Source organism: Mycobacterium sp. pW045, assembly GCF_041287085.1.
GTDB classification, from domain to species: domain Bacteria; phylum Actinomycetota; class Actinomycetes; order Mycobacteriales; family Mycobacteriaceae; genus Mycobacterium; species Mycobacterium algericum_A.
Genome location: NZ_JBGGKU010000016.1, coordinates 31,831 through 55,037, shown reverse-complemented (window position 1 = coordinate 55,037; position 23,207 = coordinate 31,831). Strand labels below are relative to the sequence as shown.

Here is a 23,207-nt window from a genome sequence, read left to right as displayed (position 1 = left end):
TTGCCCGCAACCACACCACACAACACATAACCCACACCCCACCACCAAAACAAACATTGGTGAACACGGTGCCGGCCCCAACCCGCACCCCAACAAAAAAATAGAGTTACGGCGGACATAGCGACAGGGAAACGCCCGGTCCCATCCCGAACCCGGAAGCTAAGCCTGTCAGCGCCGATGATACTGCCCAACCGGGTGGAAAAGTAGGACACCGCCGAACACAACATCAAGCCCTGTGGCCCCCAAAACAATTGGGGGCCACAGGCATTTGTGGTCTTTCGTAGTTTTTCGAAAATGAGACCGCCGACGGTGTCCAAAACGGAGCCACGGGGCCGGTTTCGGCGGGATGCGGCCAACGTGGCAAAGGCGCCATCGGCTCCGGTTCTGGGCACTGCGCGAGTGCTGTTGCGGGATGCATCACTACACGGTACCTTTTAGTTTCTATTAAGGAATTTGACAGGAGGAACCGCGTGCGAGTCACCGCTTGCTTACCGCTTGTTGCCGCTGTTGTTGCTGGCAGTGTTTTCGCGGGTGCCCCGATCGTTGCACCATCGGTCCACGCCCAGTCGCCGGCGTATGCCCTTACCGGCAACGGCACAGACCTCGGAGGCGGTGTCGCGCTGATCATGGGGGGCACGGGTATTCCCCAGCCACCGCAGGCTTACTTGGATGCCGTCAACGAACTTTTTCTCAAGCCGCACGGCTTCACCGGCGAACTGGTGTCCCAATGGGGACCGGAGAACGTCAGTCCGACGTCGAGCGCGGTCGGCCTGGCGGAACTGCAGAACTCGATCGCTGAGCGGCTCAACGCCGGCGAAGTGAGTGCTGACAACCCGATCGTGGTGTTCGGTTATTCGCAGAGCGGCGGGATCGCGGCCAATCTGGTGGAGTGGTTGCAAGACAACGACATCTCCAACGAGCTCGTCCGGATTGTGACGATCGGTTCTATGGCCGCCGCCCGAGTCGACCTCGACGGCTACTACACCGACGTCTACAACTACGAATATGACCCGGTCGGGATCAAGCCGATCTACGCCAACCCGCTTTCGGAACTCAACTCTGCGCTGGGCTTCATCTACGGGCACTCGGTGTATCTGAGCGCGACCCCGGAGCAGATCGCGAACGCCATCGAACTGCCGGTGGGCGACCCGGACTCACTGACCAGTTTCTACATGATCCCGAATGACCTGCTGCCGCTGCTGGCCCCGCTGCAGCTGATCCCGATTCTGGGTATGCCGCTCTACGAACTGCTGGAGCCGGTGACTCGGATCCTGGTGAACCTGGGCTACGGCAGCCTTGAGCACGGCTGGCCGCCGGGAGACATCGACAACCTGCCCGCCGGTGAAGGTTTCCTGCCGCCCAACATCGAGTTGGGTGACCTGCTGGAGGCACTGGGCAAGGCCACGTTCGACGGCATCGGCAACTTCTTCTCCAGCTGGTTCGATCCGGAGACCTATCACATCTATGGGCTCAACGACCACCCGTCGCTGCTCGGGATCATCAACGAGGGCTACCTGGCGGGTTACCTGGACTCGCCGACCCCGTCGCTCGAGGAAGCCCTGACCGGCCTCTGGAACTTCCTGCAGGCGTTCACCGACACGACCACCTACGCCATGCCTGACCCGGTAGACCTGCTGGGCTAAGCACGCTTGCACTGACGGTAGCCGTGGCTCGGACCTAGGCAAACTGCGTCACGTCAGTTTGACTGGCCTCGAAGAGTCTGTTCGATCCGATCCAGCAACTCGTCCGGGTCTTCCTCGGCGCCGTCGTTCCAGGCGACGAGTGCGTGAGCGAGGTTGATCGGTTGGACGCTCAGATGCAGGCCGAGCAGGACAGTCTGGATGTCGGCGTTGTTCGAATCCGCGGCGCGGTAGGCGATCTCGGTCTGTAATGACTGGCCGTTGACCGGGTTCCGGACCATCCTGGAGGTGATCGACTCGACGTGCTCGCGGCGGATTTCGGTCAACTTAGAACCGGGCGTGGCTAGTCGTAGGGTCAGTGCCGACGGGGAGATGCAGAGCGGGCATCGGCGCCACATACGTAGGACGCTGAACAACACCACCGGCATCATGACCATCAAGAGGATGCCGCCGAACTGGAGCCATGCCGGATTGGTCGGCTCGCGCCCGGCCGCAGTCATGGCGAAACCCATCAGCGGGATCACGCCGCCGGCGAGGTAGACATTTCCCTCGGACCACGGAATGTAACGGCAGGTGATCCCACTCTCTGTGCGGCTGACACCCGGTCGGAAAATCCAACGCTGATCAGCGGCGATGATTACTGCGGTGCAGAGGTTCCCGACAACCCAATACCACTGGAGTCCTGCCTGTACCGCCACCGGAATCAAGAGGCACAGGACGGCGGCGAAGGCGTAGCGCACCGCCCGACCCCAGCGAATTCTCCTCGCGCTTTCTGTTATCAAGGGTGCTCTTGCATTCTGCTCACCGGGACGCCGCCCTTGTTGGCGATGGGTCGGCTAGTCGCACCCAGTCGGACGGATAGCCAGATGTTCTCGCGGTCCACCGGTGAATCATGTAACACGGTCAACGTCAGTTGTGCGATTAGCGTCGCCCTTTCGGTAGTGATGATCCGGGACCGGGAGATGCTGTCGATGGTGCCGAGCTGATGGTTGATCTGCATTGTGAGTATCCCCGCTATGCCAGGGCCCTCCGTGGCGGCAGCGAGTTCTCGGTTCAGTTCACGGCAACCCGGGATCAAGTGGACCTGCTGCTCGGACAACATGGCGAATACGTCGCCAGCGTCGAGCGAGTCGTCGACGTGGTGCAGCGTCAACACCGCGTTGGCACAGAATTTGTCGCTGTATGGATCGCTGCGGCACACCCACACCCCGATACCGACGGCGGAATCGAAGGGTTCCCAGTCCGGTGCGACGCCGACGTCCACCGTAAAACCGTCGAATCGATCGACCGGGAATGCGGCGATGCCGTTCTGGGCTAGGAATTCATCGAATCGCATGGCCCACGCCTAACCGAAACCGAACAGTGATCGTGCGCCACGCGCGACGCTGCCCATCGCGTCCGCGGCTGGATCCCAACCCGCTTCGACAAGCTTGGAAGCGCCAAACGCGGCGCCGGCTCCGACAGTGGCGCCGACGACGACGCCCGCCAGCGTTCCTGCCCCTGGAACTACCGAGCCCAGCAGTCCGCCAGCTTGAGCGCCTGCCCAGAGTCCCGCTACCACCCCCACGCCTTCACGAGTGACGGCTTCGGCAACTGTGTTTCCATCATGAATGTCGGACATCACGGCGGGTGCCGCGGCGGCAACACCGGTCACCCGGGCCACCCGGGAGAATCCCTTTAGCTCGACGCCGCCGATCTTCGGATCTTCGAACCATTTCAACAAACCGGGGTCAGCCGCACCGGGGCCGGTGCCGGGCCCTTTGGCGACTACGTCGAGCACTGTCTGACGCACGCCGTCTGCAGTGCCGCCAGCGATCGCACCCTGACCAGCGATCAGCACGTCGTTCAGTTGCGGGACGAAGCCGGCGGCATCGTCTGCAGCGCTGCGCTGCGGTTCCGTGCCCGGTGAAGTCTTTTCACTTGGCGGCGTCGTGTGGGGCAGGCCAGCTGCGCCCGCTCCGCCGTCGGCGCCTTCTTCAGCGAAGCGCAGGTGCTCGAACCCGGCGGTGGCGGTGCCGAGGTCGTGGGCGATGTCGGCCTCGGCGTTGACCAGGTTGTTGAGGCGGGTGCGAATCGCGCTGACGTGCCCGTCTGCGGCCCGTTCTCGCGCGTCACGTTCGGCGGTAGAGCTGTAGTAGGGCAGCGTGTCGGCGAGGGTGTAGTCGTCGTCGACGGTGAACCCGTCGCGCACGGCGGCCTCTACTGCGCTGAGTACTGACTGCTTGTTCGTGTCCTGTTGACCGCAGCATCGGCGGGCGATCTCGGCGGCGACGCGGAGCTGGTCGGCCGGCGCCCGCACCGTGACGGCGTCGGCGGCAGTCCGCTCCTGTATGCCGTGGGCGCCGCTGCCTTCCCAGGCGGTGCCGCCAGGGCGCACCGACGCGTTGCGGACTTCATCGAAGGAGTTCTCCCACGTGTCGGCCAGATGCGACCAGCTCTCGCCCGCGGTCTTGAGGTGTTCCCAGCTCGCCGCCGTCACCTCGGAGAGCGACGGCCAACCATTGCTCAGCGTCACTGATGGCTACCTCGGCAGCCCGCGTCCACCGGCGCCGCCGTCTCCGCCCGGGTAGCTGCCCGGGAGGCCCGAGCCCACTGCGGCCAACGCCGCTGCGCCACCGTCGTCCATCTTCTCGTAGTCACGCGCAGCGTCGCTGAGTTTGGCCGCTGTCGCCTGCATCCGGCCGGCGAGGACGCCGCTGACCCAGTTCGCGGCGGCACTGGCTGCCCGCGCCGCGCCCCCGCTGGTTTGCCAGCCGGCTGCGGTTACCAGTGGCAACGGCACACCGACCTGACCAGCGAGAATGTCGCAGCGTTGCGCCAGCGTGCGCAGTCCCGCCGGCACGACGCTAAGTCCCGGTGTGGTCACGCGAGCAGGTTATCGGCATCGGCGGAGACGGCCAATTCACCCGGCCGTGTCCGCCAAGTCAGTCGAACGCGAAGTCAGTCGAACAGCGTGGCGTGGCTGTGCCGCCGCTCCAGGTCCAACAAGGTCCGCTTGCGGTCGATACCGCCGCCGTAGCCGGTCAGGCTGCCGTTGCTGCCGATGACCCGGTGGCAGGGCACGATGATCGAGATCGGGTTGCGGCCGTTGGCCAGCCCCACGGCGCGCGAGGCTGTCGGTGTCCCGATCTGTGTTGCCAACTCGCCATAGGAGCGGGTCTGGCCGTAGGGGATCGTCAGTAACGCGGTCCACACCCGGCGCTGAAACTCGGTGCCGGCCATCTCATAGCTCAACTCGAATTCAGTGAGATCCCCGGCGAAGTACGCCTCGAGTTGTTCGACGACGTCGGGGAAAGCGGAGTCGTCGCGGCGCCATCCGGTGCGGTCGGGGGCATGGGAGTGGTCGAGCATCAGCAGATGGCTGAGCTTGCCGTCCCCGCCGGCCAGGGTCAGCGGGCCGATCGGGCTGTCGATGGTGCGCTGATAGGTCATGCGATCTCCTTGGAAGTCCGGGGCCAGTCGTTCACGGCGTGATCAAGGGCAGTCCACAAATGCTGGGTGGCATACGACCGCCACGGGCGCCAGCGGAGACTGCGTTCGGTCAGGGCCCGCGGCTGCTCGGGTAAACCCAGCCGGCGCACGGCAACCCGCACCCCCAGATCGGTCGCCGGGAACGCATCGGGGTCGCCCAGGCCGCGCATGGCGATGAGTTCGGCAGTCCACGCGCCGACGCCGGGAAGCTCCAGTAACGACTGCCGGGCCCGGCCCCAATCGCAGCCTGCGCCCAGGCTGATGCTGCCGTCAGCGAGGCCGGCCACCAGGGCCAGCAGCGTTCTCCGACGTGCCCGGGGCAGCGCCAGCTGGTCGGCGTCGATATCGGCCAGCCGTTCGACCGATGGGAAGACGTGAGTCAGCCCGCCGGCCGGGTCGGCAATGGGTTCACCGTGGGCCAGCAGCAACCGCCGCGTATGGGTGCGGGCCGCCTTGACCGACACCTGCTGGCTGAGCACCACCCGAACCGCCAGTTCGGCTTCGTCGACGGTGCGGGGGATCCGCTGGCCCGGCGCCTTGGCCACCAGCGGCGCCAGTTCGGGGTCGTCCGTGAGAGCCTCGACGACGGCCTCCGGATCGGCGTCGAGGTCCAGCAGCCGCCGGCAGCGGGTGATCGCGGCGGTGAGGTCCCGGAAATCGTCGAGTACCAGGCCGCACCGGACGTGGTCGGGGGCCGGAGTCAGGCTGACGATGCCGTTGCCGTGCGGCAGTCGCAGGGTGCGGCGGTACGCACCGTCGCGTACCTCCTCACAACCGGCAACCGCGCAGGCCGCCAGATGGCCGAAGACCCCCTCGAACGCGAACGGGGTACGCACCGGCAGACGCAGCGACAGTCCCCCGGGGCTCGGGGCGTGCCGGTCGGATTCGGCCTTGGACCGCGCGGCCGCGTGATGCCGCAATGCAGTCGGCGTGGTGGCCCACACCGCGCGGACGGTGTCGTTGAACTGCCGGATGCTGGCGAAGCCGGCCGCAAAAGCGATGTCGCTCAACGGAAGATCCGTGGTCTCGATCAAAATCCGGGCCGTCTGCGCGCGCTGGGCGCGGGCCAGTGCCAGCGGGCCGGCTCCGACCTCGTTGTAGAGCAGGCGCTGCAACTGGCGGGTGGAGTAGCCGAGGTGGCCGGCAAGGCCCGTCACCCCTTCGCGGTCGACCGTGCCGTCGGCGACCAACCGCATCGCCCGGCCCACAATATCGCCGCGGATGTTCCATTCCGGCGATCCCGGGGCCGCGTCTGGCCGGCAGCGTTTACAGGCCCGGAAGCCCGCCCGCTGAGCGGCGGCAGCGGTGGGGTAGAACCGCACGTTCCGCGGCAGCGGGGGCCGTACCGGGCAACTGGGCCGGCAGTAGATCCGGGTGGTCAGCACGGCGGTGTAGAACCAGCCGTCGAAGCGGGCGTCGCTGGACTGCACGGCACGATAGCAGCGGTCGAAGTCGTCGTGCACGTTGTAACCATCGCATGCGGCGACCGCCGACACTAGCGGGAATACGACATGATAGTGCCGGTCCGACGCCGCTCGCCGGGGCTACCATCTGGACGTGACGGCACTGGTGCAGCGGTACTTGGACGGGATACTGGCCGAGCATGCCGAGGTCAACATCGGTGCCCTGGCCAGCTACATTCCGGAGTTGGCGCGGGTCGATCCGACCGGCTTCGGTCTGTCGTTGTCGTCATCGGATGGCTATGTCTATGAATCGGGCGACGCCCAGGCGCAGTTCACCATGCAATCGATCTCCAAACCGTTCACCTACGCGCTAGCGCTCGACCAGTTGGGGCATGCGGACGTCGACGCGAGGATCGGGGTGGAACCCTCCGGCGAGGGATTCAACAGGATCAGCGTCGACCAGGTCACCCAGGTGCCGAAGAATCCGATGATCAACGCCGGCGCGATAGTGGCGTGCTCGTTGATCCCGGGCGCGACGGCCGACGACCGATTCGCCTTGATCCGGGAGTTCTACAGTGCCTGTGCGGGACGCGGTCTGGACTTCGACGAGGACGTCTACCGATCAGAGCAGGCCAGCGGCAGTCGTAATCGCGGGATCGCGTACCTGCTGGACAGTTTCGGTGCTCTGGGCGCTGACCCCGATGACGCTCTCGACGTCTACATCCGGCAGTGCTCGTTGAAGGTCACCAGCACCGACCTGGCCCGGATGGCGGCGACGCTTGCGCGGGGTGGCTACAACCCGTTGACCGGGCGGCAGGTGACCGACGCGGCGGTGGTCCGGCGCACGCTGTCGGTGATGGTCACCTGCGGTATGTACGACGCCGCCGGCGAGTGGGTCAGCGCGGTCGGCATGCCGGCCAAGAGCGGAGTGGGTGGCGGCATCGTCGCGGTGCTGCCCGGCCAGCTCGGCATCGGCGTCTATTCGCCGCGGATCGACGCCAAGGGCAACAGTGTGCGCGGAGTGCTGGTGTGCCGCAGCCTTTCTCAACAGCTCGGACTGCATTTCCTGACTGTGAGCAGCGAAGCTCACTCGGCTATTCGCGGCGTCTACACGCCCCGCCCGGGCGTTCGGGTTTACGAGGTGCACGGAGATCTGCTCTTCGCCGGCGCCGAACAGGTGGCTCGCACCGCCACCGGCGACTGCGGCGACTTCGGCGTCGCGATCCTCGACGTGTCGCGGCTGCACGCCATCAGCGACCCGGCGCGAGCCCTGCTCGCAGGGCTGGCCGACGAACTGCAGAGCCTGGGCAAACGGGGCCTTCTCGTCGATCCGGGCGGCGCGCTGACCTCCGACCCGGCGACCCGGGGGACGCGGGTGTTCGCCACGGTCGACGACGCACTCGCCGCGAGCGAGACCTGGGTGACCTAGCGACGGCTAGAGCGGTCCGGCCAGCACGGTGGGCTGGTCATACCCGCGCAGTACCACCGAATCGCCCAGCACCCAATGGGCTTGCTCGCTGATGCAGGCGGCGCGCAGCGTCTGCGCCGTGGTCAACAGCGGGAGCTGGCGGGTTTTGGCCAGCTCGGACAACCGGGCTGCCTCGTTGACCGGTTCGCCGATCACGGTGTACTCGAAACGTTCTTTGGCGCCGACATTTCCGGCGACGACCTGGCCTGCCGCCACCCCGATGCCGGCGCGGATCTCCGGCACTTCGTCGGCCAGCCGGCCGAGGATGCCGCGACCGGCGGCCAGCGCTTCATCTTCGGGTTGGGGCAGATGGTTGGGCGCGCCGAAGATTGCCAGGGTCGCATCGCCCTCGAACTTGTTGATCAGCCCCCGGTGGCGGTCGACCTCGTCGACGACCACCGCGAAGAACCGGTTGAGCAGGGTGACGACCTCGGTGGCGGGCTTGGAGGTCACAATCTGAGTTGAGCCGATGATATCGACGAAAAGCACTGCGACATGGCGTTCTTCGCCGCCGAGCTGGATCCGATCGCGTTCTGCGGCCGCGGCGACTTCGCGACCGACGTGACGACCGAACAAGTCACGCACCCGTTCCCGCTCCCGCAGCCCGTGCACCATCGCGTTGAAACCGCTCTGCAGTTCGCCGAGTTCGGTTCCGTCGAACACCACCAGATCGGCTCCCAGGTTGCCCTGCTCGACTCGCCTGAGCGCGGCGCGCACCACCCGCACCGGAGCTGCGGTGAGCCAGGACAGGATCCACATCAACAGGAAGCCGAAGATGGCGGTGGCGAGCGCCACTATCAGCACGGCGATGCCGAACTGGGTCATGGTCAGGTTCTTCAACACCAAGGCGAAGATGGCCGTCAGCGCGATGCCCAAAACCGGTACGCCCGAGCTGAGCAGCCAGACCATCATGGTCCGGCCCATGATGCCCGAGAAGAACCGTCGTGGCGGCGGTCCGGCGGCGAGCGCCTGGGCGGCCACCGGCCGTAACGCGAATTCGGTGCACAGGTAGCAGGCGGTGGTCACCTGGATGCCACATACGCCGACGGTGAACGCGATGATCGGGATGAAGTAATGGTCGGCCATCCCGTACAGCACCGTGAACAGCATCGCCGCCACGCCCCACAACGCGAGCACCACCTGGGCTACCCGCCACGGCGCCAGGAACGCATTGCGCTCGTCCACCGGGGTGGGTTGCTGCTCTCTGATCGCCCAGCGCAACTTCTTGATGGTGCGCCGGGTGATCCAGTAGGTACCGAAGATCAATGCCAGCGCCACATAGCCGGGCACGACGCCATACGTCAGCCATCTCGGGGCGTCGGCGAACACGCTGGGCGAAGGAAAGGCCACCGTCACCAGGATCACCACCACGCCGATCCCGACCAGGTTCGTGCCCACGATGACCACCGTCATGATGAACTGAATGCGAATCCGCCGCAGATACTGGCTTTCTGACACTCGGCCGAGCAACCAGGAGCCGTATTCCGGGGTTTCGGGCAGTTGGTCGGTCTGGCGGGTCAACAGCTCCAGAACCCGGCTCATCCGTTGGGCGGTCGTCTTCGGCGCTTTCATCGTGGCGTAAGAATAATTGCTCGACGCTGCCCCTAAGGTGGTTCGGATGCGACTCGTCATCGCCCAGTGCACCGTCGACTACGTGGGCCGGCTCACCGCGCACCTGCCGTCGGCCCGGCGACTGCTGCTGCTGAAGGCCGATGGTTCGGTCAGTGTGCACGCTGACGACCGTGCCTATAAGCCGCTGAACTGGATGAGTCCGCCGTGCCGGCTCACCGAGGAAACCGGCGGCGAGTTCCCGGTGTGGGTGGTGACGAACAAGACCGGCGACCAGCTGCGGATCACCATCGAGGAGATCGAGCACGACTCCAGCCATGAACTCGGTGTCGACCCGGGTCTGGTCAAAGACGGCGTGGAGGCCCAGTTGCAGGCGCTGCTGGCCGAGCATGTCGAGCTGCTCGGCGAGGGCTACAGCCTGGTGCGCCGGGAGTACATGACCGCGATCGGACCGGTGGACCTGCTGTGTCGCGACGAGCAGGGACGCTCGGTCGCCGTGGAGATCAAGCGGCGCGGCGAGATTGACGGTGTCGAGCAGCTGACCCGGTATCTGGAACTGCTCAACCGTGACAGTCGGCTCGCACCGGTGAGCGGGGTGTTCGCCGCCCAGCAGATCAAGCCGCAGGCCCGAACGCTGGCGACCGATCGTGGTATTCGCTGTGTGACATTGGATTACGACGCAATGCGCGGCATGAACAGCGATGAATACCGGTTGTTCTGACCGCTGGGCGTCGGCGGCGGAATAGCAGACGGCGGCGGAGCGTTGCATCGCTGCATGGCAGTCCAAGATCTCTTCCAACCGTTGACCGTCCGCTCGCTGACCGTGCCGAATCGCTTCGCGATGGCGCCGATGACGCGGCAGGCGTCGCCGGGCGGGGTCCCGGGCACCGATGTCGCCGAGTACTACCGACGGCGTGCCGCCGGCGGTGTCGGGCTGATCATCACCGAAGGCATCCGGCTGCCCGATCCGGCCGCGGGTTACCCCTTCAGCGTGCCGACGATCGCGGGTGACGAGGTGCTCGCAGGCTGGACTCGGGTTGTCGATGGCGTGCACGGCGAGGGCGCGACGATCGCCGCCCAGTTGTGGCACCAGGGCGTGCAACGCGAGGACACCGACGGTGTGGTGCCGGTCGGTCCGTCGGGTATCGACGGCCACGGCAACCCGCGGGGCCGGGCGTTGCGAACCGATGAACTCCAAGAGCTCTCGCAGCTGTACGCGACCAGCGCCGCCAGCGCGCGCGACGTCGGCTTTGATGCGGTCGAGCTCCACGGCGCCCACGGCTACCTGCTGGACGAATTCCTTTGGGAGCGAACGAATCGGCGCACCGACGGCTACGGCGGATCGTTGGCCGAGCGGACGCGGTTCCCGGCCGAAGTGGTAGCCGCGGTACGTGCCGCGGTGGGCCCGGACTACCCGATCATCTTCCGCTTCTCGCAGTGGAAGGGCACCGATTACACCGCGTCGATCGCCGACGACCCGGCGCAGTTGCAGGAACTGTTGGCGCCCCTCGTCGCGGCCGGTGTGGATGTGCTGCACCCCTCGACGCGCAGACACTACCTGCCGGCGTTCCCCGACGACGACCCCGAACTGAGCTTGGCCGGATGGACGAAGAAGGTCACGGGGGCGCCGGTCATCGCAGTGGGATCGGTGGGGTTGGAGACGCAGTTCCGCAGCGAAAAGCGGGGCGAGGTGATCCAGCCCGCGCCCATCGACCGACTGGTCGAGCAGTTCGATGCCGGCGAGTTCGACGTGGTGGCGGTAGGCCGGGCGCTGCTCGCCGACCCGACCTGGGTGGACCGGTTGCGCCGCGGCGCGCTGGACGGGTTCGGGGGCTACGATGCGGCGGCAGCGCTCGCCGCGTTGGCCTAAGGGATCGTCGTTAGGCTGTCCGGCATGGTTCGCCGCCGCAGCCCGTCGCGCCGGCGACAGACGTCCCTACCGGTGCCGGCCCAGGAGCGTCTGGAGACTGGCCCCGATGGGTACGAGTACGCGGTGCGGCCGATTGCCGGCGCGCGGGCCGTCAAGACCTATCGATGCCCGGGATGCGATCACGAGATTCGCGGTGGTATCGCGCACGTGGTGGTGTGGCGGGCCGATGTGGGTGAGGCAGCGCTCGATGATCGCCGGCATTGGCACACACCGTGTTGGGCCAACCGCGCAACCCGCGGTCCGACCCGCAAATGGTCGTGACCGCCGTGGGCGCAGTGTGTCAGTGGGCCGCGGCGGCGGGCTCGACCAACTCGATCAGCACCCCGCCGGCGTCCTTGGGGTGGATGAAGTTGATCCGCGAGTTCGAGGTGCCGCGCCGCGGCGCGTCGTAGATCAACCGGACACCTTCGTCGCGCAGTCGCTGCGAGAGCGCGTCGATGTCGCTGGTCCGGTAGGCGAGCTGCTGCAGCCCCGGGCCGCGTTTGTCCAGGAACTTCGCGATCGTCGACGACTCGTCGATCGGGGCCATCAGCTGCAGCTGGGCACTGCCCACCGGGGCGCCGCGCACCGCGAGCATCGCTTCGACGATGCCCTGCTCGTCATTGACCTCTTCGTGCAGCACGATCATGCCGAGCTGGTCGTGATACCACTTCTTGGCCGCTTCCAGGTCCGGCACCGCGATGCCGACGTGGTCGATCGCCGTCACCAGGGCGGAGGCCAGGGTGGGGAGTACGTCTACCGGGCCAGCGACGGATTCGGTCGTCATAACGCAACGGTAACCTGAGCAGAAACATCGCGCTGCGGCGATCCGGCAGATCGGGCGCCCACATCCGGCTTGGAGGTAGTCATGACCACATCGGTGATCGTTGCTGGGGCCCGGACCCCGATCGGCAAGCTAATGGGTTCGCTGAAGGATTTCTCCGGCAGTGACCTGGGCGCGATCGCCATCGCCGGGGCCCTGGAGAAGGCGGGCGTCCCGGCCTCGCTGGTGGAGTACGTGATCATGGGCCAGGTGCTCACCGCCGGCGCGGGCCAGATGCCGGCGCGGCAGGCGTCGGTGGGCGCCGGCATCGGCTGGGACGTTCCGGCGCTGAGCATCAACAAGATGTGCCTGTCCGGAATCGACGCCATCGCGCTGGCTGACCAGCTGATTCGCGCCGGCGAGTTCGACGTGGTGGTGGCCGGCGGCCAGGAGTCCATGACGAAGGCACCGCACCTGCTGATGGACAGCCGGTCCGGCTACAAGTACGGCGATGTGACCGTGCTGGACCACCTCGCCTACGACGGCCTGCACGACGTGTTCACCGACCAGCCGATGGGTGCACTCACCGAGCAACGCAACGAGGCCGACAAGTTCACCCGCGCCGAGCAGGACGAGTTCGCGGCCGAATCGCACCGCAGGGCTGCCGCGGCATGGAAGGACGGGGTGTTTGCTGACGAGGTGGTGCCGGTGAAGATCCCGCAGCGCAAGGGAGATCCGCTGGAGTTCACCGAGGACGAGGGCATCCGGGCCAACACCACCGCCGAATCACTGGCCGGGCTCAAGCCGGCGTTCCGCAAGGACGGCACCATTACCGCAGGCTCGTCGTCGCAGATTTCCGACGGCGCGGCCGCCGTGGTGGTGATGAGCAAGGCCAAGGCTCAGCAGCTCGGACTGGACTGGCTGTGTGAGATCGGAGCGCACGGCGTGGTCGCCGGGCCGGACTCGACCTTGCAGTCGCAGCCGGCCAATGCCATCAAAAGGGCCATCGCCCGGGAGGGCATATCGGTCGACCAGCTCGGCGTGGTGGAGATCAACGAGGCGTTCGCGGCGGTGTCGCTGGCCTCGACCCGGGAACTCGGGGTGAACCCTGACGTCGTCAACATCCACGGCGGCGCGATCGCCGTCGGGCACCCGATCGGCATGTCCGGGGCGCGTATCACGCTGCACGCCGCCCTCGAGCTCAAACGCCGCGGTTCGGGCTACGCGGTGGCCGCGCTGTGCGGTGCCGGTGGGCAGGGCGACGCGCTGATTCTGCGGACCGGATAGCCGCTGTCCTTCGGTCGCGTAGGTTGCTGGATTCGCCGGTTTCGTGTCGTTGGATTCGGGGTGTGATTTTGGTCATAGGCGGGCTCGTCGGCCCCGAAATCAGCCATCGGCGCCGGCGCTGGGGCGGCGTGACAGACTTGGAGACGTGACGCGTCCTCGACCCCCGATCGGTCCGGCATTGGCCGGAGCAGTAGATCTGTCCGGACTCAAGCAACCGCCCGGTGGTGCCGGCGGTGACGGCTCCGCCCCGCCGGGCGCCACCGAGATCACCGAGGCCAACTTCGAAGACGAGGTGCTGGTCCGCTCCAACCAGGTGCCGGTGGTGGTGTTGCTGTGGTCGCCTCGCAGCGAGGCCTGCATCAAGCTGGCCGACACGCTGGGCGCGCTGGCCACCAGTGATGGCGGCACGTGGTCGCTGGCCACCGTCAACGTCGACGTCGCTCCACGGGTGGCGCAGGTGTTCGGCGTGGAAGCGGTACCCACCGTGGTGGCGCTTGCCGCCGGCCAACCGATCACCAGCTTTCAGGGGGTGCAGCCACCCGACCAGCTGCGCCGCTGGGTGGATTCGCTGCTGTCGGCCACCGCGGGCAAGCTCTCCGGCGGCGGCGAAACCGAGCAGCCCGAGCAGGTGGACCCGGTACTCGCCCGGGCCCGCGATCAACTCGACGCCGGTGACTTCGCCGCGGCTCGCGACTCCTATCAGGCGCTGCTCGACGCCGACCCCGACCATGTCGAAGCCAAGGCGGCGCTGCGCCAGTTGACGTTCCTGGAGCGCGCAACCGGCCGGCAGCCGGATGCGCCGGCACGCGCCGATGCTTCCCCCGACGACATCGAGGCCGCCTTCGCCGCGGCCGATGTGCAGATTCTCAATCAGGACGTCACCGCGGCGTTCGACCGGCTGATCGCGCTGGTGCGGCGAACCTCCGGTGACGAACGCAGTACGGTGCGGACCCGGCTGGTGGAGCTGTTCGAGCTCTTCGACCCGGCCGATCCCGAGGTCATCGCCGGTCGGCGCAACCTGGCCAACGCGCTGTACTGACCTGGCGCGCTGATCCGATGGGGCCGATCCGCGGGGCCCGGCTCCGCCGCGCTGGCGCTCGCCGCTACGCGGGCGCCAGCCATAGCGCCGACAGGGCAGGCAGCAGCAGCACCGCCGAGGCCGGCCGGCCGTGCCACGGATCATCGGTGGCCTCCACGCCGCCCAGGTTGCCCGCCCCCGAACCGCGGTAGCCGATCGCGTCGGTGTTGAGCACCTCGCGCCACCGGCCGGCGCGAGGCAGGCCCAGGTGGTAGTCGGCGTGCTCGATCCCGGAGAAGTTGAACACGCAGGCCAGCATCGAACCGTCCGCGCCGTAGCGCAGAAAGCTCAGCACGTTGTTGGTCGAGTCGTTGGCGTCGATCCACGAGTAGCCCCGCGGGTCGCCGTCCTGACTCCACAACGCGGGCAGCGCCCGGTAGTGGGCGTTGATGTCGCCGACCAGCCGCAGGATGCCGGGGGAGTAGCCGTCGGGCTCGGTGCCGGGATCAAGCTGGAACCAGTCGACGCCACGCTCGTTGCACCACTCGGCGCGTTGGCCGAATTCCTGGCCCATGAACAGCAACTGCTTGCCCGGATGCGCCCACTGGTAGGCCAGCAGCGAGCGCACCCCGGCGGCCTTGGCGTGATCGTCGCCGGGCATTCGGCTCCACAGCGTGCCCTTGCCGTGCACCACTTCGTCGTGGCTGATCGGCAGTACGAAGTTCTCGCTGTAGGCGTACAGCATCGAGAACGTCATCTCATGGTGGTGATAGGAGCGGTGCACCGGGTCGTGACCGAGATAGGACAGCGTGTCGTGCATCCAGCCCATGTTCCACTTCATCGAAAAGCCCAGGCCGCCCAGGCCGGTATCGCGGGTCACGCCCGGCCAGGACGTGGATTCCTCGGCGATGGTCACGATTCCCGGCGCCACCCGGTGCGCGGTCGCGTTCAGCTCCTGCAGGAACTGCACCGCCTCGAGGTTCTCCCGGCCACCGTAGATGTTGGGTGTCCAGCCGCCGGCGGGACGGGAGTAATCCAGATACAGCATCGACGCCACGGCATCCACGCGCAGTCCGTCGACGTGGAACTCGGTCAGCCAGTACAGCGCATTGGCCACCAGGAAGTTGCGCACCTCCGGACGACCGAAGTCGAACACGTAGGTGCCCCAGTCGAGCTGTTCACCACGGCGCGGGTCGGCGTGCTCATAGAGCGGGGTGCCGTCGAAACGGCCCAGCGCCCACGCGTCTTTGGGGAAGTGCGCCGGCACCCAGTCCACGATGACGCCGATGCCGGCGCGGTGCAGCGCGTCGACCAACGCCCGGAAATCGTCGGGTGTGCCAAAGCGCGCGGTCGGCGTGTAGTACGACGTGACCTGATAACCCCAGGACCCGCCGAACGGATGCTCGGCGACCGGCAGCAGCTCGACATGGGTGAAGCCGTGCTGCACAACGTAGTCGGTCAGCTCCACCGCGAGCTGGCGATAGCTCAGGCCCGGCCGCCACGACCCCAGGTGCACCTCGTAGGTGCTCATCGGCTCCGCCACCGGGTCTCGGCCGGCGCGCTGGGTCATCCAGTCGCCGTCACCCCAGCGGTAGTCGCTGTGCGTCACCCGCGACGCGGTTCGTGGCGGCACCTCGGTAGCGAAGGCGAACGGGTCGGCACGATCGCTGACGCTGCCGTCGGCGCCGTGGATACGGAACTTGTAGAGACCATCGGGCGGAAAGTCGGGCCAGAACACCTCCCAGACCCCGGAGGAGCCCAACGCGCGCAGCGGGGCGTCGTTGCTGTCCCAGCCGTTGAAGTCACCGATCAGGCCGACTCCGGTGGCGTTGGGCGCCCACACCGCGAACGACACCCCGGACACGTCACCGCCGGCCGTGGTGAATGTGCGGCGATGGGCGCCCAGCACCTCCCACAGCCGTTCGTGGCGGCCCTCGGCGAACAGGTGCTGGTCAACCTCGCCGAGTGTCGGCGCGAACCGGTAACCGTCGGCGACTGTGTGAATCCCGGTCGGCTCAGCGAACTTCGCCGCGTCGGGGTAGTGCAGCTCGAGTCGATAGTCGGCCAGCCTGGTCAACGGCAGCGCAACCGCGAACAACCCGGAGCCGAGATGCCGCATCGGGAATCGGTCGGTGCCGGCCACCACGACCGCGCGGCGCGCGCGGGGCCGCAATACCCGGACCACCGTGACCTCGCCGTACTCGTGGGCGCCCAGGATCGCGTGCGGATCATGGTGTTCGCCGGCGAGGAGTCGGGTCAGGTCCGCCGCGGCGGGCGCCAACTGTCGGGCCATCGACCTCACCTGCGACGCAGCAGGGCGGTGCGGGCCTGCGCGTTGACCGGCGGCATGTTGACGATGTGGGCCACCGCCCGTGCCGGGTCGAGCCGCACCCAGTTCTCCCGGCCCCAGTGGTAATCCTCGCCGCTGATCTGGTCTCGCACCCAGAATCGTTGGTAGTCCTCCATTCCCAGCGCCCACATATCCAGCCGCAGCGTCGCGTGCTCGGGGACGAACGGGTTGAGATTGACCACCATCAGCACGGTGTCGCCGCTGTCCGGATCGAACTTGCTGTAGGCCAGCAACGCATCGTTGTCGATCGGGTGGAAGTGCACGGTACGCAGCTGGCTCAGCGCCGGATGCATCCGGCGGATCTCGTTGAGCCGGGCGATGAACGGTTCCAAAGACCTGCCCTCGGCGACGGCGGCGGCGAAGTCGCGCGGACGCAGCTGGTACTTCTCGGAGTCGAGGTACTCTTCGCTGCCCTCACGCAACGCCCGGTCCTCGAACAATTCGAAGCCGGAGTACACCCCCCACGTCGGGCCCAGTGTCGCCGCCAGCACCGCGCGGATGGCGAACATACCCGGACCGCCTGACTGCAGGCTGGCGTGCAGGATGTCGGGGGTGTTGACGAACAGGTTCGGCCGCCGGTAGTCGGCGAGCTCGGCGATCTGCTGTCCGAATTCGGTGAGCTCGGATTTCGATGTCCGCCAGGTGAAGTAGGTGTAGGACTGGGTGAAGCCGAGTTTGGCCAGACCGTACTGGCGTGCCGGCGGAGTGAAGGCTTCGGACAAGAACAACACGTCGGGATCGATGTTCTTCACTGCGGCGATCAGCCAGATCCAGAAGTCCGGCGGCTTGGTGTGGGGATTGTCGACCCGAAAGACCTTCACCCCGTGGTCGATCCAGAACCGGACCACGCGCAGCACCTCGGCGTACAAGCCGGCCGGATCGTTGTCGAAGTTCAGCGGGTAGATGTCCTGATACTTCTTCGGCGGATTCTCGGCATAGGCGATCGTGCCGTCGGGCAGTTCGGTGAACCATTCCCGGTGCTGACTGGCCCAGGGGTGATCCGGTGCGCACTGCAGCGCCAGATCCAACGCGACCTCCAGGTCCAGGCGATGGGCGGCCGCCACGAAGTCGTCGAAATCGTCGATGGTGCCGAGCCCCGGGTGAACCGCGTCGTGGCCGCCCTCGGCGCTGCCGATCGCCCACGGCGAACCGACGTCACCCGGCTCGGCGGTCGTGGAGTTGTTGCGGCCCTTGCGATGGACGTGCCCGATGGGATGGATGGGCGGCAGATACACCACGTCGAAGCCCATCGCCGCGATGCGTGGGAGCGCTGCTGATGCGGTGGCGAAGGTGCCGTGCACGGGGTTGCCGTCGCTATCCCAGCCGCCAGTCGAGCGCGGAAACATCTCATACCAGGCGCCGCGGCGGGCCAGCGGCCGATCCACCCACACCTGGTGGTTCTCGCCGCGGGTGACCAGCTCGCGCAACGGGTGGCGGGCCAGCAGTTCTTCGACCGCTGTCGAGAGGGCGGGCGCGGCCCGGTCCACCGGGTCACCGGGGGCGCGTAGGGCGGCGGCCGCTTCCTGCACCGGCCGGCGCTGCGCGGGCGGTATCTCGGCCGCAGCGCGGTCGAACAAGTCGGCGCCGACCAACAGGTCGTTGGACAACTCGGTCTCGCCCTGGCCCGCCTCGAGCTTGGCGGTCACGGCGTTTCGCCAGCTCTGCAGTGGGTCGCCCCAACCCTCGACGCGGAAGGTCCACAACCCGACCGAATCAGGCGTGAAGGCGCCGTGGAACACGTAGTCGTCGAACCCGATGTGCATGGGGATGTGCAGCGGCGCGGCGCCGGCAACCGGCGGTGCGGCCGGCGACTCCCCGGGATGTGGGTAGCGGCGTCCGAGATAACTCACCACCAGCGTCGCGGCGACCGCGTCGTGGCCCTCGCGCCACACGGTGGCCTTGACCGGCACCGTCTCGCCGACCACGGCCTTGGCCGGATAGCGTCCGCACGAGATGACCGGTTCGACGTCGTCGATCTCGACACGACCAGGCACTCACACTCCGTTCGCCGCGGGCTCTTGACGCCCACGGTAATGGGCGGGGGATCTCGACCGACACGAAGCGGCCGGTTCGCAACCGAATCGCCACGTCCGTCCGGCGCGAGCCTCGCTGAACCGGCGTGGCTGTGCGGCGGTCCCAGCTTCGCCTCGCCTGCGCCGGCCCTTCGGGCCAACTCCGGCGAGCCTCGCTGAACCGGCGGTAAGGTGACGACGTGTGAAAGCACTCCGCCGGTTCACCGTTCGTGCGCACCTTCCCGACCGGCTGCGGGCACTCGAGCAACTGTCGATGAACTTGCGCTGGTCGTGGGATCAGCCGACGCAGGAGTTGTTCGCCACCATCGACCCTGAGCTGTGGGCCGGTTGCGGGCGGGATCCGGTCGCACTGCTGGGCGCCGTGAGTCCGGCACGGCTTGACGAATTGGCCGCCGACGAGGCGTTCACCGGCCGGCTCGAGACCCTGTCGGCCGATCTCGACGAATATCTGACCCAGCCCAGGTGGTACCAGCAGCAGCAGGAGGCCGGCGCGACGCTGCCGGCCGCGATCGCCTACTTCTCGATGGAGTTCGGCGTCGCCGAGGCGCTGCCCAACTATTCCGGAGGCCTGGGGATTCTGGCCGGTGACCACCTGAAATCGGCATCGGACCTGGGGGTGCCGCTGATCGCGGTCGGGCTGTACTACCGGTCGGGATACTTCCGTCAATCGCTGACGGCCGACGGCTGGCAGCGGGAGACCTATCCGTCGCTGGACCCGCAGGGGCTGCCGTTGCGGCTGCTGGCCGATGCCGCCGGCAACCCGGCGCTGATCGAGGTGGCACTGCCCGGCGCAGGCCGGTTGCGCGCCCGGATCTGGGTGGCGCAGGTCGGGCGGGTGCCGCTGCTGCTGTTGGACTCCGACATCGGTGAGAACGAGCATCAGCTACGCGGCGTCACCGACCGGCTGTACGGCGGCGACCAGGAGCACCGGATCCGCCAGGAGATCTTGGCCGGGATCGGCGGGGTTCGGGCAATCAGGGCGTTCACCGAGCTCAGCGGCACCCCCGCCCCCGAGGTGTTCCACATGAACGAGGGCCATGCCGGTTTCCTCGGCATCGAACGCATCCGTGAGCTGATCTCCGACCAACGCCTCGATTTCGACACTGCGCTGGCAGTGGTGCGTTCGTCGACGGTGTTCACCACCCACACCCCGGTCCCGGCCGGCATCGACCGGTTCGGCATCGATATGGTGCGCCGCTACTTCGACGGCAACGCACTGGCCAGCGGGGTGCCCATCGAGCGGATCCTCGAACTGGGCGCTGAACCCGACCCCGACACTTTCAATATGGCCCACATGGGGCTGCGGTTGGCCCAGCGCGCCAACGGGGTGTCCCGACTGCACGGCAGGGTCAGCCGTGCCATGTTCAACGGGTTGTGGCCGGGCTTCGACCGCGATGAGGTGCCGATCGGCTCGATCACCAACGGTGTGCACGCGCCCAGTTGGGCGGCGGCGCCATGGCTGCAGCTGGGCCGCGACCTGGCGACGGCGGATTCGTTCAGCGAGCCGGCCGCCTGGGAGCGGCTGCAGCAGATCGATCCCGTTGCGCTGTGGTCGATCCGATCGCAGCTGCGGTCGGTGCTGGTCGACGAGGTCCGATTCCGGTTGTTGAGGTCCGGGCTGGACCGGGGCGCCTCCGAGGCCGAGTTAGGCTGGATCGCAACGGCTTTCGACCCCGACGTGCTGACCATCGGCTTCGCCCGCCGAGTGCCCACCTACAAGCGGTTGACGCTGATGCTGCGTGACCCCGACCGGTTGGAGCAACTGCTGCTCGACGAGCAGCGGCCGGTTCAGCTGATCGTCGCCGGCAAATCCCATCCGGCCGACGACGGCGGCAAGGCGCTGATCCAGCAGGTGGTGCGGTTCGCGGACCGCCCGGAAGTGCGTCATCGCATCGCCTTCCTGCCCGACTACGACATGTCGATGGCACGGCGGCTCTACGCCGGATGCGATGTGTGGCTGAACAATCCGCTGCGCCCGCTGGAGGCATGCGGCACATCGGGGATGAAGAGTGCGCTCAACGGCGGGCTGAACCTGTCCATCCGCGACGGCTGGTGGGACGAGTGGTTCGACGGGGAGAACGGCTGGGCGATACCCACCGCCGACGGGGTGGCAGATGAGAACCGCCGCGACGATCTGGAAGCCGCGGCGCTCTATGACCTGCTGGCGCAGTCAGTCGTCCCGAAGTTCTACGACCGCGACGAACGTGGCGTCCCGCCGCGCTGGATCGAGATGGTGCACCACACACTGCAGACGTTGGGGCCGAAGGTGCTTGCCTCGCGGATGGTGCGCGACTACGTCGAGCAGTGCTACGCCCCCGCGGCGCAGTCGCTGCGGCGTACCCGGGAACCGGTGGACGGGGTGCCCTATGGTGCGGCTCGACAGCTGGCCGACTACCGCACCCGGGCGGAGCGCTCCTGGCAGCGCATCGAGATCACCGACGTCGACAGCACGGGTCTGCCCGACACCCCGCAACTGGGGTCGGAGCTGACGCTGACCGCCACGGTCCGGTTGGCCGGCCTGGCGCCCGACGAGGTGACGGTGCAGGCGGTGCTGGGCCGGCTGGACTCCGATGACACCCTGCTGGATCCGGCCACCGTGGTGATGGCACATCAGCGCACCGGCGCCGATGGAACCGAAGTGTTCGCGACGACCACCCCGCTACCGGTCGCCGGCGCGGTCGGCTACACGGTGCGGGTGTTGCCGAGTCACCCGCTGCTGTCCGGCTATGCCGAGCTGGGACTGGTCACACTGGCCTGAGGCTCGCCGGTCGGCTGGGCGAGCGTGCGCAGCATGTCACGCCCGACGGCGTGTCGGCGTGCAGACACGCTCGCTCGCGGGAAGAGGGGACGGGGGTCAGGGGAAGCGCTGGAGGCAGCGGTCGAAGTCGCCGAGCACCCCGGTGCGGTAGGCGTCGATACGGGAGAAGCCCGCCGGCACCGATTCACCGTTGACGTCACCGGCGGCCAGGCCGTTGGTGAGCAGTCCGGCGACCGCCTCGTCCAGATCGCCGGCGGTCAACACGATGATGCTGCCATTGGAGGTGGTGACCCCCTGCGACAGCCGGGTGGTGGCCACCCCGGTCAGGCATGCGGTGCGCAGCGCGGCAGCGGCGTTGTCGAGCACCAGCCCGCCGTGCTCGACCTGCACCGCCTGCAGGTAGCGCGACACCAGGACCGAATAGGCGGTGTTGTCGCCGGACAGCGTCGCCAACTTCTGGTCCTTGCTGGGGGTGCCCATCGCCTGCAGAGCCGGCAGATCGACCGCAATGGTGTTGGTCGCGGGACAGTACGACGCCGGGGGGCTGGGCCGGGCGTCGGTGCACGACGAGGCGACCGCGGCGTCGAACGTGAGCTGCGGGGGTTTGTTCGGCTCGAACGCGATGTTCATCGCGTCGACGATGACCCGCACCGAATCCTCGCTGACCGGCACCTCGCCGGTCTCGTTCTGCTGCAATTGGACGGGGAGTTCGCCGCGCCGCTGCTCGATCTCCTGGGCGTCGATGGCCTGGCACGATCCGGCGCCGTCGGTGAACCCGAACTGGAACGCCGAGATCCGTTCGAACGCCGAGCCGTGCTCGTTGTCGCCGACGGTCTCGCCGGGATTGAGCAGCGGATCGCGCAGCGCCAGCATCGCGGCCAGCACACCGTTCAACCCGTCACCGGTGCTGAGCGTGAAGCGAGGCGAGTCGCCCTGGGCCACCCAGCGCAGGTAGACCCCCGCCAGACAGTCCGCCTGCTGCTCGGCCACCAGCGTCGGGGTCTGGCGCCGCTTGGTGATCCCGGCGGCGCGGGCGATCGCGTGGCCGTACTCATGGGCGAGCACCATGGTGATCGCCATGTCGCCGTAGATGCTGCGCAGCGCCGGCAACAGCAGCCGGCGATCCCACCCGATGGTGTCGTCCAGATAGCAGTAGGCCGCATTGATCAGCAGGAAAGTCCTACTCTTGCAGAATGTTCCACGTAGTTGGCCGGGATCCCAGGAGAGCAGCGATCGCACCGGCTCGAAGTCGCCGTCGAAGGTGTTGGGATAACTGGTCGTCCAGAACGCCTCGAGGTCACTGACGGACTGGGCGGCGAGCTGGTCGATCCGCCCGCCGTCGGTGCCCTCGACCTCGCGGCTCGGCGGCGGGGCGTCGGGGCGCAACCCGGTGGGCCCGTCCACCGCCTGCAGGCCGCCCACCCGGAACGGGTCGGCGAAGATCGACACCGGTGTTCCCTCCAGCATCCGGGCGCACCCGCTCAACAGCAGCACCAGGGTGCAGGCGGTCGCGAGAGCACGGTGGCGGCGGCGCATGG

At 67.5% G+C, this 23,207-nt stretch carries 19 protein-coding genes and 1 rRNA gene; 9 read left to right on the top strand and 11 right to left on the bottom strand.

Features of this window, described 5'->3' with window-relative positions; all coding sequences use genetic code 11:
* Window positions 1-107 precede the first annotated feature (107 nt).
* Both rrf and ACAG20_RS20375 read left to right on the top strand, forming a co-directional pair.
* Window positions 108-220: ribosomal RNA gene (rrf, locus tag ACAG20_RS20380) — 5S ribosomal RNA — on the top strand.
* A gap of 406 nt (window positions 221-626) precedes the next feature.
* Window positions 627-1,643, top strand: coding sequence for a PE-PPE domain-containing protein (locus ACAG20_RS20375; protein WP_370493898.1), 1,017 nt, complete (start codon window positions 627-629; stop codon window positions 1,641-1,643).
* A 53-nt stretch (window positions 1,644-1,696) separates the two neighbouring features.
* On the opposite strand, the gene ACAG20_RS20370 is transcribed toward ACAG20_RS20375, so the two are convergent.
* The 6 genes from ACAG20_RS20370 to ACAG20_RS20345 all read right to left on the bottom strand — a co-directional run bounded on the left by ACAG20_RS20370 (window position 1,697) and on the right by ACAG20_RS20345 (window position 6,574).
* Window positions 1,697-2,380: a hypothetical protein gene (locus ACAG20_RS20370; RefSeq protein ID WP_370493897.1), complete on the bottom strand. Its 684-nt coding sequence runs from the start codon at window positions 2,378-2,380 to the stop codon at window positions 1,697-1,699.
* 38 nt (window positions 2,381-2,418) lie between these two features.
* Window positions 2,419-2,976 (bottom strand): hypothetical protein, encoded by a 558-nt coding sequence (locus ACAG20_RS20365; RefSeq protein WP_370493896.1) that lies wholly within the window; start codon window positions 2,974-2,976, stop codon window positions 2,419-2,421.
* A gap of 9 nt (window positions 2,977-2,985) precedes the next feature.
* The gene (locus tag ACAG20_RS20360) at window positions 2,986-4,155 is read right to left on the bottom strand and encodes a hypothetical protein (protein ID WP_370493895.1); all 1,170 of its coding nucleotides are present in this window, start codon (window positions 4,153-4,155) and stop codon (window positions 2,986-2,988) included.
* A gap of 6 nt (window positions 4,156-4,161) precedes the next feature.
* On the bottom strand, window positions 4,162-4,506 hold the full coding sequence (locus ACAG20_RS20355; RefSeq protein ID WP_370493894.1) for a hypothetical protein: 345 nt from the start codon (window positions 4,504-4,506) through the stop codon (window positions 4,162-4,164).
* Window positions 4,507-4,580: 74 nt separating this feature from the next.
* Window positions 4,581-5,072, bottom strand: a complete 492-nt coding sequence (locus ACAG20_RS20350; RefSeq protein WP_370493893.1) for a methylated-DNA--[protein]-cysteine S-methyltransferase — start codon at window positions 5,070-5,072, stop codon at window positions 4,581-4,583.
* The gene (locus ACAG20_RS20345; RefSeq protein WP_370493892.1) at window positions 5,069-6,574 is read right to left on the bottom strand and encodes an AlkA N-terminal domain-containing protein; all 1,506 of its coding nucleotides are present in this window, start codon (window positions 6,572-6,574) and stop codon (window positions 5,069-5,071) included. Before ACAG20_RS20345 ends, ACAG20_RS20350 begins: the two co-directional genes overlap by 4 nt.
* A 94-nt stretch (window positions 6,575-6,668) precedes the next feature.
* On the opposite strand from ACAG20_RS20345, the gene glsA reads away from it, so the two are divergent.
* A complete protein-coding gene (glsA, locus tag ACAG20_RS20340) occupies window positions 6,669-7,943 on the top strand; it encodes a glutaminase A (RefSeq protein ID WP_370493891.1) in 1,275 nt (424 codons plus the stop codon).
* Window positions 7,944-7,949: 6 nt separating this feature from the next.
* Here the strand turns inward: glsA and ACAG20_RS20335 are convergent, their stop codons facing one another.
* Window positions 7,950-9,554: an adenylate/guanylate cyclase domain-containing protein gene (locus tag ACAG20_RS20335; protein ID WP_370493890.1), complete on the bottom strand. Its 1,605-nt coding sequence runs from the start codon at window positions 9,552-9,554 to the stop codon at window positions 7,950-7,952.
* Between the two features lie 46 nt (window positions 9,555-9,600).
* Between ACAG20_RS20335 and nucS the strand changes: the two genes are divergently transcribed.
* The 3 genes from nucS to ACAG20_RS20320 are packed head-to-tail and all read left to right on the top strand — an operon-like array spanning window position 9,601 to window position 11,742.
* Window positions 9,601-10,272, top strand: coding sequence for an endonuclease NucS (nucS, locus tag ACAG20_RS20330; protein ID WP_370493889.1), 672 nt, complete (start codon window positions 9,601-9,603; stop codon window positions 10,270-10,272).
* Window positions 10,273-10,326: 54 nt separating this feature from the next.
* Window positions 10,327-11,421, top strand: a complete 1,095-nt coding sequence (locus ACAG20_RS20325) for an NADH:flavin oxidoreductase (RefSeq protein ID WP_370493888.1) — start codon at window positions 10,327-10,329, stop codon at window positions 11,419-11,421.
* Between the two features lie 24 nt (window positions 11,422-11,445).
* The gene (locus ACAG20_RS20320) at window positions 11,446-11,742 is read left to right on the top strand and encodes a hypothetical protein (protein WP_370493887.1); all 297 of its coding nucleotides are present in this window, start codon (window positions 11,446-11,448) and stop codon (window positions 11,740-11,742) included.
* Window positions 11,743-11,761: 19 nt separating this feature from the next.
* On the opposite strand, the gene mce is transcribed toward ACAG20_RS20320, so the two are convergent.
* Window positions 11,762-12,247, bottom strand: a complete 486-nt coding sequence (gene mce, locus ACAG20_RS20315; RefSeq protein WP_370493886.1) for a methylmalonyl-CoA epimerase — start codon at window positions 12,245-12,247, stop codon at window positions 11,762-11,764.
* A gap of 81 nt (window positions 12,248-12,328) precedes the next feature.
* Here mce and ACAG20_RS20310 point away from each other — a divergent pair, with 81 nt between their 5' ends.
* Window positions 12,329-13,510: an acetyl-CoA C-acetyltransferase gene (locus tag ACAG20_RS20310; protein WP_370493885.1), complete on the top strand. Its 1,182-nt coding sequence runs from the start codon at window positions 12,329-12,331 to the stop codon at window positions 13,508-13,510.
* Between the two features lie 145 nt (window positions 13,511-13,655).
* Entirely contained in the window at window positions 13,656-14,549 is an 894-nt protein-coding gene (locus ACAG20_RS20305; protein WP_112686756.1) for a co-chaperone YbbN, read from the top strand.
* Window positions 14,550-14,613: 64 nt separating this feature from the next.
* Here the strand turns inward: ACAG20_RS20305 and glgB are convergent, their stop codons facing one another.
* Window positions 14,614-16,821 carry a 1,4-alpha-glucan branching protein GlgB gene (gene glgB, locus ACAG20_RS20300; RefSeq protein ID WP_370493884.1) on the bottom strand — a complete coding sequence of 736 codons (2,208 nt, stop codon included), beginning with the start codon at window positions 16,819-16,821 and terminating at the stop codon, window positions 14,614-14,616.
* 5 nt (window positions 16,822-16,826) lie between these two features.
* On the bottom strand, window positions 16,827-18,872 hold the full coding sequence (locus ACAG20_RS20295; protein WP_370493883.1) for an alpha-1,4-glucan--maltose-1-phosphate maltosyltransferase: 2,046 nt from the start codon (window positions 18,870-18,872) through the stop codon (window positions 16,827-16,829).
* Window positions 18,873-19,092: 220 nt separating this feature from the next.
* On the opposite strand from ACAG20_RS20295, the gene glgP reads away from it, so the two are divergent.
* Window positions 19,093-21,669: an alpha-glucan family phosphorylase gene (gene glgP / locus ACAG20_RS20290; protein ID WP_370493882.1), complete on the top strand. Its 2,577-nt coding sequence runs from the start codon at window positions 19,093-19,095 to the stop codon at window positions 21,667-21,669.
* A 96-nt stretch (window positions 21,670-21,765) separates the two neighbouring features.
* On the opposite strand, the gene ACAG20_RS20285 is transcribed toward glgP, so the two are convergent.
* Complete coding sequence (locus ACAG20_RS20285) at window positions 21,766-23,205, bottom strand: neutral zinc metallopeptidase (protein ID WP_370493881.1); 1,440 nt, start codon at window positions 23,203-23,205, stop codon at window positions 21,766-21,768.
* Window positions 23,206-23,207 lie beyond the last annotated feature (2 nt).

What these genes read in the sequence shown, in the direction of transcription:
- ACAG20_RS20375 (WP_370493898.1), top strand. Translation starts at nt 627, where the DNA reads ATGGGGGGCACGGGTATTCCCCAGCCACCGCAGGCTTACTTGGATGCC.
- ACAG20_RS20365 (WP_370493896.1), bottom strand. Translation starts at nt 2,976, where the DNA reads ATGCGATTCGATGAATTCCTAGCCCAGAACGGCATCGCCGCATTCCCG.
- ACAG20_RS20350 (WP_370493893.1), bottom strand. Translation starts at nt 5,072, where the DNA reads ATGACCTATCAGCGCACCATCGACAGCCCGATCGGCCCGCTGACCCTG.
- ACAG20_RS20335 (WP_370493890.1), bottom strand. Translation starts at nt 9,554, where the DNA reads ATGAAAGCGCCGAAGACGACCGCCCAACGGATGAGCCGGGTTCTGGAG.
- nucS (WP_370493889.1), top strand. Translation starts at nt 9,601, where the DNA reads ATGCGACTCGTCATCGCCCAGTGCACCGTCGACTACGTGGGCCGGCTC.
- ACAG20_RS20325 (WP_370493888.1), top strand. Translation starts at nt 10,327, where the DNA reads ATGGCAGTCCAAGATCTCTTCCAACCGTTGACCGTCCGCTCGCTGACC.
- ACAG20_RS20320 (WP_370493887.1), top strand. Translation starts at nt 11,446, where the DNA reads ATGGTTCGCCGCCGCAGCCCGTCGCGCCGGCGACAGACGTCCCTACCG.
- mce (WP_370493886.1), bottom strand. Translation starts at nt 12,247, where the DNA reads ATGACGACCGAATCCGTCGCTGGCCCGGTAGACGTACTCCCCACCCTG.
- ACAG20_RS20310 (WP_370493885.1), top strand. Translation starts at nt 12,329, where the DNA reads ATGACCACATCGGTGATCGTTGCTGGGGCCCGGACCCCGATCGGCAAG.
- glgB (WP_370493884.1), bottom strand. Translation starts at nt 16,821, where the DNA reads ATGGCCCGACAGTTGGCGCCCGCCGCGGCGGACCTGACCCGACTCCTC.
- ACAG20_RS20285 (WP_370493881.1), bottom strand. Translation starts at nt 23,205, where the DNA reads ATGCGCCGCCGCCACCGTGCTCTCGCGACCGCCTGCACCCTGGTGCTG.